Annotated in this window: 11 protein-coding genes; all 11 read left to right on the forward strand. The window is 45.9% G+C overall.

Annotated elements, in window-relative coordinates:
* Nucleotides 1–68: 68 nt before the first annotated feature.
* The 11 genes from larC to ACTQ50_RS10840 all read left to right on the forward strand — a co-directional run bounded on the left by larC (nt 69) and on the right by ACTQ50_RS10840 (nt 14028).
* Nucleotides 69–1628 (forward strand): nickel pincer cofactor biosynthesis protein LarC, encoded by a 1560-nt coding sequence (larC, locus tag ACTQ50_RS10790; protein WP_441484208.1) that lies wholly within the window; start codon nt 69–71, stop codon nt 1626–1628.
* Nucleotides 1629–1863: 235 nt separating this feature from the next.
* Entirely contained in the window at nt 1864–2640 is a 777-nt protein-coding gene (locus ACTQ50_RS10795; protein ID WP_295306267.1) for an ABC transporter permease, read from the forward strand.
* Between the two features lie 9 nt (nt 2641–2649).
* Complete coding sequence (locus tag ACTQ50_RS10800; protein WP_441484209.1) at nt 2650–3390, forward strand: ABC transporter ATP-binding protein; 741 nt, start codon at nt 2650–2652, stop codon at nt 3388–3390.
* 5 nt (nt 3391–3395) lie between these two features.
* On the forward strand, nt 3396–4493 hold the full coding sequence (locus tag ACTQ50_RS10805) for a glycosyltransferase family 1 protein (protein WP_441484210.1): 1098 nt from the start codon (nt 3396–3398) through the stop codon (nt 4491–4493).
* A gap of 9 nt (nt 4494–4502) precedes the next feature.
* Nucleotides 4503–5495, forward strand: a complete 993-nt coding sequence (locus ACTQ50_RS10810; protein WP_226822717.1) for a stealth family protein — start codon at nt 4503–4505, stop codon at nt 5493–5495.
* 2 nt (nt 5496–5497) lie between these two features.
* On the forward strand, nt 5498–6772 hold the full coding sequence (locus ACTQ50_RS10815) for a CDP-glycerol glycerophosphotransferase family protein (RefSeq protein WP_441484211.1): 1275 nt from the start codon (nt 5498–5500) through the stop codon (nt 6770–6772).
* 134 nt (nt 6773–6906) lie between these two features.
* Entirely contained in the window at nt 6907–7323 is a 417-nt protein-coding gene (locus ACTQ50_RS10820; protein WP_226822719.1) for an adenylyltransferase/cytidyltransferase family protein, read from the forward strand.
* An 8-nt stretch (nt 7324–7331) separates the two neighbouring features.
* The gene (locus ACTQ50_RS10825; protein WP_441484212.1) at nt 7332–8708 is read left to right on the forward strand and encodes a CDP-glycerol glycerophosphotransferase family protein; all 1377 of its coding nucleotides are present in this window, start codon (nt 7332–7334) and stop codon (nt 8706–8708) included.
* Nucleotides 8709–8797: 89 nt separating this feature from the next.
* Nucleotides 8798–10015: a glycosyltransferase gene (locus ACTQ50_RS10830; RefSeq protein ID WP_441484213.1), complete on the forward strand. Its 1218-nt coding sequence runs from the start codon at nt 8798–8800 to the stop codon at nt 10013–10015.
* A gap of 67 nt (nt 10016–10082) precedes the next feature.
* Entirely contained in the window at nt 10083–12344 is a 2262-nt protein-coding gene (locus ACTQ50_RS10835; protein WP_441484214.1) for a CDP-glycerol glycerophosphotransferase family protein, read from the forward strand.
* Nucleotides 12337–14028, forward strand: coding sequence for a CDP-glycerol glycerophosphotransferase family protein (locus tag ACTQ50_RS10840; RefSeq protein ID WP_441484215.1), 1692 nt, complete (start codon nt 12337–12339; stop codon nt 14026–14028). The genes ACTQ50_RS10835 and ACTQ50_RS10840 overlap by 8 nt, the downstream gene beginning before the upstream one ends.
* Nucleotides 14029–14157: the final 129 nt, after the last annotated feature.

Consider the following 14157-nt stretch of genomic DNA (forward strand, 5'->3'; position numbering starts at 1 on the left):
TGTACCTGCGAATAAGTGGCAGGGCAGTACTTAAAAATACTTTGATATTTTTGTAACGAGGAGAAATTATGGGAAAATCATTATATCTGGAGTGCTACTCCGGAATCAGCGGGGACATGACAGTGGCAGCCCTGCTGGATCTGGGAGCGAATCAGAAGGTGCTGGAAGAGGTGCTTGCAAGCCTTCCGGTACAGGGATTTGAGATAAAAGTAAGCAGAGTGAAGAAATCCGGGATTGATGTCTGCGATTTCGATGTGATTTTAGATAAAGAGATCGATGGACACGATCATGATATGGAGTATCTGCATGGACATGAGCACGCAGCTGCTGCACATGGGGGAGAAACTCAGAGTGTGGCAGAACATGTTCATAGTCACGAGGAAGAGCACAGCCATGAGCATACGCATAGTCATGAAGAAGCTCATAGCCATGAGTATGCTCACGGTCACGAAGAAGCTCATAGCCATGAACAGGCCCACAGTCATGAAGACCATACCCACCATCACCACCAGCACCGCGGCATGAATGAAATCCGTCAGATCATTGCTGGCGCGAAGATGACCGAGGGCGCCAGAAAAACAGCTCTTGCCATCTTCGAAATCCTGGCAAAGGCGGAGGCAAAAGCCCACAATGTTCCGGTAGAAGAGGTGCATTTCCACGAAGTTGGAGCGGTAGACTCTATTGTAGATATTTTGTCAGTGGCAGTCTGCCTGGATAACCTTGGAGTGACTGAAGTGATCGTACCTGTATTATATGAGGGAACTGGCACCATCCGCTGCCAGCATGGCATCCTTCCAGTTCCGGTTCCGGCTGTGACAAATATTGTACAGCAGTGTGGTCTGGATCTTAAGATTACCCAGGTACAGGGCGAGCTGGTGACGCCTACTGGTGCTGCGATCGTGGCAGCTGTCCGAACTTCTAATAAACTGCCAGAGGATTTTGTGATTGAGAAAACTGGTATCGGAGCAGGTAAGAGAACTTATGAGTGCCCTGGAATTCTCAGAGCTATGTTGATCCATGGAGAAAATTTAAAGAGATCAAAGCCAGAGGATGGAATACAAAGCAAAAATGGCAATCAGAAAAATGATGCAAATGAAGTGAAAGCGTACACCAGCTTGGAAGCCGGCGAGATTTTTAATCAGGAGGCTGAGAACAAAATTCAGACCGGAGTTACGGACAGCACCGATTCTGCCGACTACATCTACAAGCTGGAAACCAACATCGACGATTGCAGCGGTGAAGTCCTTGGTTTCGTTATGGAAAAATTATTTGAGGCAGGGGCAAGGGATGTCCACTACACCCCGGTCTATATGAAGAAAAACCGCCCTGCCTGGCTGCTCACTGTGATCTGTAAGGAGGAGGATATCCCGGGAATGGAAGCACTGATCTTTGCAGAGACTACCAGTATCGGTATCCGCAGAGCCAGAATGGAACGCACCATTTTGCCAAGAAGGAAGATCAAGGTGATGATTCCCTTCGGTGAGGTGGAAGTGAAGATCTGTGGTCCGGAAGGAGCCCAGAAGTGCTACCCGGAATACGAAAGCCTGGCAAAAATCTGCCGGAAAACCGGAATCTCCTATGCGGAAGCTTACCAGATGGCAGTGGAAGCAAGTAAGAATCTGGAATGACGGATTAAGTAATGGTTTTTGTAATATCTGAATGTGCTGCAATTCTCTGTAAATGTGAATAAAAAATCAGTAAAAACAGGAAAATACCGCGGCAAATCGCAATATTGCAACCGATAAAATTGTATGTTACAATACAGGTTGGCTTTTTTGAATGAAAGTTCCTAAAGAAAACAGAAATTGAAATACGGGACAGAATTCTTTTTTGCCAAATTTTTCAAAATACAATGGAGAGAATATGAAGAAATATATTGATAATCTCAGACAGTACCAGTTCCTTTTAAGTGAGCTGGTAAAAAAAGGAATCAAGCTGAAATATCGTCGTTCCTACCTTGGTATTTTGTGGTCCATGCTGGAACCGCTGCTTTCCATGGTGGTTCTGACCATTGTCTTCGGAACATTGTATGGAAATACAGATAAGACGTTCCCTGTATATATCCTTTCAGGACGTCTTCTGTATTCCTTTTACTCCAATGCCACAAAAGCTGCATTGAAGTCCATCCGTTCCAACTCGGCCATGATCAAAAAGGTATATGTGCCGAAATACCTGTACCCCCTTTCAGGAGTTATTTATAACTATATTATTTTCCTGATCTCTCTTCTGGTACTTGGTATTGTAAGCGTTGTTCTCGGTGTGAAGCCAACGATTTATCTGCTTCAGGCACCGGTTGCGCTGATCATCATTCTGATTTTATCCTATGGATGCGGAATGTTCCTTGCAACTATCGGCGTATTTTTCAGGGACATTGAATACCTTTGGACAGTTGTGCTGATGCTGATCATGTACACCTGTGCAATTTTCTATTACCCAAGCAAGCTGTTAAAGAGTGGATGGGCATGGATCCTGAAGTTTAACCCTCTGTACTGTACCATCCAGATTTTCCGTTCTGCGATCTTCGGAGAGCCGATGTATGCACCATATGTAATTTATGCAGCCGCATTCAGTGTGGGAATTACCATTTTGGGACTTGTATGCTTTAAGAAAAAACAGGATAGTTTCATTCTGTATATTTAAGGAGAGAATATGGGTAAGCCAGCAATTGAAGTTGATAATGTAAGCATGAAATTCAGCCTCAGCCGTGAGAAGGTTGACAGCTTAAAAGACTATATTTTTAAAACCATCAAAAGAGAGATCCAGTACAATGAGTTCTGGGCTTTGAAGAACGTAACCTTTACTGTAGAAAAGGGAGACCGTGTAGGAATCCTGGGCCTGAACGGTGCTGGAAAAAGTACCCTTCTGAAAGTTATTTCCGGTGTATTTAAGCCAACAGAGGGCCATGTGGAAAAACACGGCAAGATCGTACCGCTTCTGGAATTAGGAGCCGGTTTTGACCCGCAGTATACAGGCAAGGAGAATATCTATCTCTATGGTGCCATGCTTGGTTACACCAAGAAATTCATTGACAGCAAGTACGATGAGATCGTAGAATTCTCCGAGCTTCAGAAATTTATGGATGTGCCGGTGAAGAATTATTCCTCCGGTATGAAATCCAGACTTGGTTTTGCAATCGCTACTGTAGTAGAGCCGAAGATCCTGATCCTGGACGAGGTTCTTTCCGTTGGTGATGCCAAGTTCCGTAAAAAAAGTGAGAATAAGATCCTGAGTATGTTTGACTCCGGCGTGACGGTGCTTTTTGTATCCCATTCCCTGGAGCAGGTACAGCGTCTTTGCAACAAAGCAATGATCCTGGAAAAAGGACAGCTGATCGCATATGGCGATATTGGTCCGATTTCTGAACAATACAGTGAAATGATAGGTGGCTGATCCACGTGAAAATATTGCAGGTAGGACTGGGAAATAATCCGGGCGGCATGGAAGCCTTTGTGATGAATTATTTCCGGGAACTGGCGAAACAGGGGATTTCCTTTGACTTTGTGTCCATGTATGGAACCATTGCACACGAACAGGAAATCCTGAAGCTTGGGGGAAGAGTGTTCTACGTCCCTAATGTGAAAAAAGACTACTTTGGCTATGTAAAAGCGTTCAGAGAGCTTTTGCAAAGGGAAAAGTATGACATTGTCCATGTAAATATGCTTTCCGCAGCCAATATTGTGCCCCTTCGCCTGGCGAAACAGGCTGGCGTCGGGAAAGTGATCGCCCACTCCCACAATGCTTCCGCTCCGGGCCTTGTCAGAAAGCTGATGGACAAATGGAACCGTCCGGGACTGAACCGGTATGCAGATATGAAACTGGCCTGTTCTGAGACGGCAGGCAGATGGCTGTTTGGAGATTCGGTCTTTGAAAGAGGAGAAGTAACGGTGGTATCCAATGCCATTGATACTAGGAAATATAGCTTTTCCCTGGAAAACAGAGAGGCAGTGCGCAGACAGCTTGGAGTAGGGGATGGAATCCTGGTTGGCCATGTTGGCCGTTTCCAGGTGCAGAAAAACCACCAGGCAATTGTGAAAATTTTTAATGAAGTTCAAAAAATCATGCCAACAGCCAGATTATGTCTGGTCGGCGACGGCGAATTAAAGGAAAAGATCCGTGAGGAGCTTCAGCAGCTGGGCATCCTTCAGAAAGTGATCTTCGCAGGAGTCTGCCCGGATGTGGAGCGGTATTTAAGTGCCATGGATGTGTTTTTGTTCCCTTCTTTATTTGAAGGGCTTCCTTTTACCCTGTTAGAAGCCCAGGCGAATGGGCTTCCCTGTGTGATCTCAGATTCGATTACGGAAGAAGCCGTTTTATTAAAAGAAAAGATCCTTCGTCTTTCCCTGGAAGAAAGTGGACCAAAGTGGGCGAAGACGGTTATTTCCTGTGCGGGAAAAGGAAGGGAAGAGAATGTGAAGGCGGCAGAAGCGCTTGCTGCAGCACATTTTGACATCCATCAGGAGGCAGGAAGACTGCTGGAATTGTATGAAAAGTAGGAGAACAGCATGGAGAACAAAATAGATTTTGTAATTCCGTGGGTAGATGGCTCAGATGAGGCATGGCTCAGCGAGAGAAGAAAATACAGCCCGGATAAAGAGACAGGAAGCACCAGCCGCTACCGTGACTGGGATAACCTGCAATATTGGTTCCGAGGGGTAGAGAAATTTGCCCCATGGGTAAACCATGTCTATTTTGTCACCTGCGGTCACATTCCCAAGTGGCTGAATCTGAGCAATCCTAAGCTTACCGTGATCCGCCATGAAGAGTTTATGGATCCAGAATATCTCCCTACTTTCAGCAGCCATCCCATTGAATTGAATCTACACAGGATCAAAGGCCTTTCCGAACAATTTGTTTATTTTAACGACGATACCTTTTTGATCAGTCCTGTTACCCCAGAGGATTTTTTCAAAAATGGACTGCCAAGGGATTGCTGTATTGAGACTGCCATTGCCCAGGACAATATTGACGATCCTTTTGCCCATATTTTGCTGAACAACACCGCACTTATCAACATGCATTTCCAGAAGAAAGAGGTGATACACCGCACCTGGAAAAAGTGGTTCAGCCCTGCATATGGTAAGATGCTGCTCCGGAATTTTCTCATGCTTCCTTATCAGGAATTTTCCGGGTTCAAGTACACCCATATGCCAAGTCCTTTTTTGAAAAGCTCCTATGAGAAGGTTTGGGCCGCAGAAGGGGAGCGGCTGGACCGTGTATGTCACAACCGTTTCCGCTCTATCTATGATGTAAGCCAGTATGTGATCAAGCACTGGCAGTGCATGGAAGGAAGTTATGAGCCCCAGTCCCCAAATTTTGGACAGTTCTGTGTGATGGGACGGGACGATGAGGTCCTTTATGAAACTATGAAAAAACAGTCCAGAAAGATGATCTGCATCAATGATGATGACAGACTGAAGAATTTTGAGGAAGCCCGTGACAAGGTGATTCTGGCCTTTGACCGGATTCTTCCGGAAAAATCCGGCTACGAGGTATAGGAATGTCCAGAGAAGCAGGAAAGAAAATTTTAAAAGAACAGGGAATTTCCGGTTTTGTGCTCCACTATGGTGCCAGAGCTCTTACAAAAGTGGAGAAAAAAGTGATCGGCAAGGGCACCGCCCGTTTTTGCAAGATAAAAAAGAACCGTCTGGTATTCAAAAACAGGGAGAATCTGGATTTTACAGATAATCCAAGGGCATTCTTTGATTATCTTCTGAAAATGGGTTATAATGACAAATATGAGATCATCTGGCTGGTATCAGATCCGGGAAAATTCCGGCATCTGAATTATAAGAATGTGAAATTTGTAACAGCAGAGAACCGCTATGGCTGGAACAGCTGCAGGGCCTATTACTATGCGGCAACTGCCAGATTTTTTTTCTTTTCCCATAATACCCAGGATCTTTTGGACTACGGGTGCGAGGGAAGACAGATCATCAATCTGTGGCATGGCTGCGGCTATAAGGGACCGGAGCAGGGAATGAAAACAGAGGCAGGACAGAAAGCCAAGTCTGAGTTTGACTATGGACTGGTTCCTGGCCCTGTTTTTGTCCAGACAAAATCTGCAGCATGGAACTGTGAGAAGGAGAAAATCTGGCCGATCGGTTATCCAAGATATGACTGGATGCTCCACCCGTCTATGGAGAAGGGCGAGATGCTGAAAGAAATCTTTGGCTGGGAGCGTGCTAAAAGCAAAGTGGTGATGTGGATGCCTACTTTCCGCAAAAGCAATCTGAAGGGATGCAGGGAAAGTGAGATCCAGATGGCCTACCAGCTGCCAGGGCTTTCCGGCAAGGAGGATCTGAAGAAACTGGATCTGCATCTGAAGAAGCTTGACATGTTCCTGATCATTAAGAAGCATCCTCTTCAGACGGAGTGGTCGGAGGATGAGAATGAGCTTGTTAACATTCGTTACGTGACAGAAGCCATGCTGGAACAGGCTGGAGTTCAGCTGGCGGAGCTGATGGGAGTCTGTGATGGGCTGATTTCGGATTATTCCTCGGCAGCAGTTGACTTTATGCTGCTTCACAGACCGATCGCCTATGTGCTGGAAGATTTTATGGCGTATAAGGAGAAACGGGGATTTGTATTTGAGGATCCCCTTGCGTATATGCCAGGTGAGAAATTATATGATTACCAGGGCATTGAGGCATTTCTGGAGCATGTTGCGGCAGGAGAGGATCTTTATAAGGAAGAGCGTGAGAGACTGATGCCGGTGATGCATAATCCGGCGGAAAATTATTGCCGCAGGCTGGTCCAGTGGCTGAAGCTGTGAGAGAGGGTGTTGGCTGCTTATCAGAACGCGGACAGGAGTGGATATTTCATTTACGCGGGCAGCGAGCCAAAGTTCGTGTATGCACGAAAACTTGGCTGCACCAGGGCTTTTACAGCATTTGAAAGGAAGATTTTATGGGAAAATTAATCGGATATACACAGGGAACCTACGATATGTTCCATATCGGTCATCTGAACCTGATCAAAAACGCCAAGAGACGATGCGATTATCTGATCGTAGGCGTGAATACAGATGAGCTGGTGGAGAGCTACAAGCACAAAAAGCCTATTATCCCTCTGGAAGAGAGAGCGGAGATCGTCCGCGCCATCAAGTATGTGGACGAGGTGATCATTACCGACACACTGGATAAGAAGGTGATCTGGGATAAGATCCGCTTTGATGAGATCTATATTGGAGATGACTGGAAGGGCAACGAGCGCTGGGAGCGCACTGGCAGGCAGATGGCAGAGCTGGGTGCCAAGCTGGTATATCTGCCTTATACCAAGGATACTTCCTCCACAATGCTGAGGGAGAAACTTACAGAGTATTAGGATACTATTTGCCAAAATACAATATAAAAGGTATTGCCACGAAGTGCGGCGAAGCAATTATTGTTCACGGTGTGCGCAGTAACACGAAGAATACAGTTTACCAGGAAAGGTTTGTTACTATGGGAAAAGTACAGACATTATTTAAGATGTTTTCAAAGATCGGGGAAGACAAGAGCATGTATGACCGCTACCTGACCTTGAGAGCCTTTGGAACCTATGTGATTTATGATAAATGGAAGATTAGAAGGATGAAGAAGTTTCCCCCGGCTATTGTGGAGAACCGCATCCTTTTTGAGACAAATGACGATTTTACAGACAACGGACGTGCCCTTTTTGACTATATGGTAGCCAACGGCTATAACAGGAAATACGAGCTTGTGTGGCTGGTGCACGATCCGTCCAAATATAAGAAATACGAGACAGAAAACGTAAAATTTGTGGAAGGCTTTAAGAAGCACAGCACCATACGCCATGCGGTGGCCTACCGCTATGCCCTTACCTCCCGCTATATTTTTTACACCCAGGCCTTTAACTGGATCGGAATGGCAAGAAAGGGACAGACCTTTATTGACCTCTGGCACGGCTGCGGCTACAAGGCAAATAAGAACAACCGGAAGGTCTTTTTCGATTACTGCCTAGTGCCGGGAGATGTGTTTATTAAGACCAAGATGGAATTCTTTGGATGCAGCTCCAAGAAGCTTCTGGCCTTTGGCTATCCAAGATATGACCAGATGCTGGCAGGAAGCGACGCCGCAAGGGCATATAGAGAAAAGCTGCTGAAGGAATCTGACAGCGAGAAGCTGATCCTGTGGATGCCCACCTACCGTCATGCCAGCAGCGAGCGTTTAAATGAGGAAACCCTGAACAACGAGTTTAACATTCCTATTCTGGATACCAAAGAGAGCCTGCTTGCTTTTAACAATTTCTGCAAGGACAATCACATGCTGGTAGTTATTAAGAAGCACTATCTGCAGATCCCATATGATTTCGGAGAAAATGTGTTGACCAATATTGTATATCTGGAGAATCAGGATCTGGAGGACAATGGTCTTCAGCTTTATGAGTTTATCAACTGCTCCGATGCCCTGGTATCCGATTATTCTTCTGTGGCAATTGATTATCTGCTGCTTGACAAGCCTCTTGGCTTTACTCTGGACGATTACGAAGCCTACACCGAATCCAGAGGCTGGGTATTTGAGGATCCGCTGGAATATATGCCAGGAGAGCATATTTACAATGTGCAGCAGTTTGAACAGTTTGTTCTGGATGTGAAGAATGGAAAGGACGAGTATGGGGAAAAACGTGCCCAGGTCCGTGCCAAGACACACAATGTGACAGACTGTTATTGTAAGCGAGTGCTGGATTACTTTAACATTAACCCGTGATATTCATATGATTTCGGAAAAGTATTTTGCAGCCTTTTAGCGGAAAAATGGCAAAAAGAAGGAGGAACCCCGGGCGGGGTGTATACAACATGAAAATATGTATCTGGATGACAAAAATCTTTGATCTTGGTGGAACCAAGCGTGTGGTTTCCCTTCTGGCAAATGAGCTGGTGAAGGAGCATGATGTGACCATCATGACTTACGAGGACCGTTTCCTGGAAGACCGCACCATGTATCACTTAAGCGAAGATATTGACGTGGATTTCATTGACAATAACCACTTTGTAAACCGGCACTGGAACTTTGCCTTTGCCAAACGATATCTGGTGAAAAAGTTAAACGATAAATTCGGGATTTTTAATAAAAAATGTTTTAATGATCTCCTTGCTGAGTCCATTTTTCCAAAGAAGACAAGGGATAAATGGGTGGAGTATTTAAATTCCAAGGATTATGACGTGATCATTACCACAGCTTCCTTAAGCCTGCGGCTTGGCATGATCGCCCCTCGCTTAAATGCGGCGACCATCGGCTGGCAGCACAACTGCTACGACGGCTATCTTCATGTGAAACCGGTGGTATTCTGGCAGCAGGAATGCCTGCTTCAGGAATATCTGCCAAATCTGGACCGCTATATCGTCCTCAGCAAATATGATCAGAGAGATTATATGGAGAAGCTGGGGATTGATACAGAGGTAAAGATCAATCCAAGAAGTTTTGTCAGCGAGAAGAAGTGCAATGTGAAGTCCAGGCGCTTTCTTATGGCCACCCGTTTTGTATACGCCAAGGGGCTGGATCTTATGATGGAATCCTTTGAAGAGTTTTGCAAAGAGGATTCTGAGTGGGAGCTTGACATTCTTGGAGATGGAAAATTATTCGGACAGATCAAGGCAGATGCGAAGAACCGCCATCTTGAAGACCGTGTCCATTTTGTAGGATACACCAATGAGCCGGAGAATTATTACCTGAATTCTTCTGTGTTCCTTCTTCCATCCAGATGGGAGGGATGGCCAATGGTAATTATGGAGGCTTTTGAGTTTGGTCTTCCGGTAATTGCTTACCACATGGGTGCTATGGACCTGATCATTGATGACGGAAAGACCGGATTCTTGCCGGAAGCCTTTGATCCTCACAAATTTGCACAGGCAATGCTGAAGATCGCCCATGACGAGGAGCTCCGGGCGCAGATGTCTGCAAATGCCATTGCCAAGTCCGAGGATTTCTCCATTGATAAGGCGGTAGCAGCGTGGGATGATCTTTTTGAGCGTGTAGTTGCAAAGAAAAAGGAAAAGAAGACACACAGGCAGTAATGCGTAAGTGAGTGTCCGCTTAGTATATGTCTGTTTGTGAATTATGATAAAAAGGGGGCTGGGACCAATGAAAGTCACCGTAAATGACCTGAAAAAGCTGGCGAAGAAAGTAATCCGGAGGGATACCTATTCCCAGGCTGTACGGGATGCCCAGGAAGAAGCCCGTTACAATCTGACGGAAGAGCTTCGGGAAAAATATGCGGATTTTTATGAGAACAGTCCGCTGAAGGAAAAATGTATTTTATATGAGGCGTTCGGGGGCAGGGGAATGACCTGCAGCCCTCACGCCATTTTTAAGTATCTGCTGGCCCAGCCGGAGTTTCAGGAATATCTCCACGTCTGGGCTATTGATGACTTTTCGGATAATGCTTCCTGGATGGAACTTTATAAAGAAAAGCAGAATGTAAAGTTTATCAAATTTCAGTCCCTGGAATACCGGGAATATCTGGCAACTGCCAAATACCTGGTGAATAACGTAAGCTTTCCGGGATATTTTACCAAAAGGGAAGGGCAGGTGTTTATCGACACCTGGCATGGGATTCCGCTGAAAACCATCGGATTTGACATTCCGGCAGGTAAGATCAGCGCAGGAAATACGGTGAAGAATTTTCTGGCAGCAGACTACCTGATCTCCCCGGATGCTTTTATGACGGAAATTTACAAGAATGCTTTTAAAATGGGCGGACTTTTTCCAGGAAAGATTCTGGAAATCGGACAGCCTCGTAATGACAGCTATTTTCACACGGAAAGGGAAGCTGTTTTCCAGAAATTACAGATGGCTGGGATCCAGGCAGATCCATCTAAGAAGCTGATCCTGTATGCCCCTACCTGGAAGGGCAGCAAATACTCCAGCCCGGACACCAGTCTGGATGCCTATGAGAAGATGATCCGCACCATTGAGGACAACGTGGATACTTCTGTCTATCAGGTGTTTGTAAAGCCTCACCAGATCGTCTATTACCACATAAAAAATACCCAGGGCGTAACCGGCCAGTACATTCCGGCAACGGTGGACACCAATGAACTGCTGCGTGCTACAGATGTTCTGATCTCTGACTATTCCAGCATATATTTTGATTATCTGGTATCTGGAAAGCCCATCCTGTTCTTTATTCCAGACCTTGCCAATTATCTGAATTACAGAGGTCTGTATTTTGGAATCGACAAACTGCCGGGACCAATTGCAGAAGATTATGAGCAGCTTGGAGGCTATTTAAGAGATCTGGAAAAAGCCATGGAGCCATACCGGCAGGTCTATGACCGGGAAGCGAAGTGGGCGTGTCCAAGAGATGACGGAGAGGTGTGCTACCGCCTTGCAGACATTGTGTTTCATGGAAAAGAAGGGGAGGACTGCATCAGCTGTGAAGAGACCTGGCGTGCTAAAGTTCTTATGTATGCCGGAGACTTCTCTGACAATGGAACGACCAGGGCTTTTCTTGCAATGGCAGAATACCTGGATTTTCAGAAATATGATATTACCTTATTGATCGATGGAGACGGGGATGAGAGAGCGGAAGGAATGATCCGTTCCCTGCCATCTGGAATCCGGGTGCTTTACAGGGGACAGCCCTTTAATGGAAGCCCGGAAGAGCTTGCCAGCCATAATCGGCTGATGAAAGGGAAAAACGCGGAGATTCCACATGCCTTTTATAAGCGGGAGGCCAGAAGGCTGTTTGGGGAGGCGGTTTTTGACTGCGCCATTGACTTTACAGGAAAGAAAAATCTGTTTTCCATGCTGGTTGCAGAAATGAAGAATACCAGATTTTTCACCTATCAGCCCAGGTTTGTCCATGTGAGCCGCATAGAGGCAGAGCTAAAGGAGCAGCCGGTGATCATTTCCCAGGAGGAAAGCTATTATATCGGGGATCTGGATGGAGGAAATTCGTCCGTTCTCACAGTGGATGCCATCACTGCGCCAGATATGGAAAAAGTGAATTATTTTTGCATGTATAGCAAGGCGGCTGGTGAGATACTTGGAAGTTTTGCATCCTTAAAGGAGAAGAATGCCTGCCTTTACATCATGGGCAAAGGAAAGGCTTATGAGAAGCTTGGGGAAACTATTTCCCAGCTTCATCTTGAGGGACGGGCCTTTTTGATCAGCTGGCCATCGAAGCCATTTGCTTTTATGAAAATGTGTGATTATTTCGTTTCTCCGTCAGGAGAAGAGGAAAGCGCAGGCACACTTGCCGCAAAGGCTATGAATATAAAGCTTGTGGAAAAGGACCTGAAAAGCGAGATCTCTTATGGCTTTGATGCAGAGGAATGGAACCGCAAGCAATATCAGGAACTGGAAAAGTGGATGGAGGATAAGAGGGATTTACATGAGTGAGATAGAGAAAATCCTGGAACAGAACATGGAGGAATACGAAAGCGCCAGACGCCGGGCCAATAAACTGGTAAATGGCTACCGCCGTGAGATCAGTAAAACCTATGAGTATGCAGATGCCCTTGTGAAGCTGCCGGTGAACCCGGATCAGATTTTTTTCCTGTGGGAAAAAGGGACTGGGGATGGGGAACTGATCCGGGAAATGTATGAATATGTAAAGAAAACATATGGGAAAAAATATATCTGCATCTGCTGCGTGAAAGGAAGCCTGCCCTTTGGAAATGCTGGCAAAGTGACTGAAAATTCTGCTGGATACTGGAGAGCACTGGCATCCTCCGGGATCATTGTCAGCAGTGTGGAACTTCCAGCTTCCTTCGTAAAAAGAGAAGGCCAGATTTATCTGAACACCATGTCTAAGGTTTATGAAAAGAAGCGTCTGGACACAAAGAAATTTGTATCTGAGACGGTACGGGATATGCTGAAAACAGATTTCATCTTTGCACCAGATCGGCAGCAGGGAGAAGAGACCTGGACGAAAAAGTGTCTGGCAGGAAGGGTTTACCCTGGCAAAGTTCTGGCTTTGGAAGAGAGCGTAAAGGATAAGGCAGCTGTTTTTGCCAGGTTTCTTCTGGAGAAAACTATTTCAGAAGGGCTGGAGTGCTTCTCCCTTAGAAATCCGGAGAAGAAAAGGCTTCTTATTCTGGGAAGCGGGGCAGGGAAACCAGAGGTAAAGCTGGTGGTGGACAGAATCCTGGCCAGGATCGATCCGGAAAAATATGATGTGGCTTTTTTTAGTGAAGACCTTGGAAGTGAGGCAAAGTGTAAGGCATTTTTCGCACAGACTGGTAAGGCTGCTGGCCTTATGGGGGTGGGGAAAATGACAGTCAGTGAGGCAGAATACCTGAATTATCTCACTGTGGAAAAGAATCCGGAGGCATATCTGGGAAATCCGATCCTCCGCAGCTATATAGATGAACTGGCAAGGCGGGAATGGAACCGTCTCTTTGGAACAGCTTCCTGGGATGGGGTGATCGTTGCCGGAAGTGCCAAATATCTGCCTTACTATCTGGCTGCGAAAGCCAGAACGAAGATGAAAGTGCTGGTGGATCTTGATTTTCTGCCGTATATCCATGAGAAATACCCGGCAAGATGGCGCAAAGCCCTCACCGTGTTTAACCGGATCTATGCGCCTGCAGATTGCCAGCAGCTGGGAAGCTATGGCCAGGAGAACCGTCTTCGGGTGATGCGGCTTCCGGTTCTTGTGGCAGAGCAGCCAGAGGAGGGACAGGTGGAAGTTGTATCCTATCAGGAGAAAGAATACCTGGTATGCGACAAGAAAAAGGCAGAAAACGGGCACATTTCCATGAAGCTGGTGAGAAAGCCGGAACAGGGAAGTGTTCTGGTAAATGCAGATCTTCTACCAAACGCAGAGCAGAAAAAACGTTTGGAGCAGTTGGATAAAGGGCATAAAATTTATGTGCTTGGAGAGCAGAGCTCGGCATATAAGAATTTTCTTCCTAGTGCCGTGGTGCTGGATGAATATGTGAGAAAACAGCTGTATCTGCTCCCAGAAGCGTGGGAATTTTTCAGTGGATTTGAAGGCTATGTGGGAAATGCTGCACTGGAAGAAGATGTAACAGAGAAGATATGCAGGGCTTTTGGTGTTAAGAAGTGCTTGACAGAATAGATTTCCTGTTTTATAGTTAAAAGCACACATGTGATGAAAAGAAAGGAAAGGAGGCAGTAATATGAAGATCACAGGAGTAAGATGCAATAAGAATTTATATAGTAACCTGAGATTAAGGAATATCCAGCT

Source organism: Blautia sp. Sow4_E7 (genome assembly GCF_052116245.1).
Classification (GTDB): Bacteria; Bacillota; Clostridia; order Lachnospirales; family Lachnospiraceae; genus Blautia_A.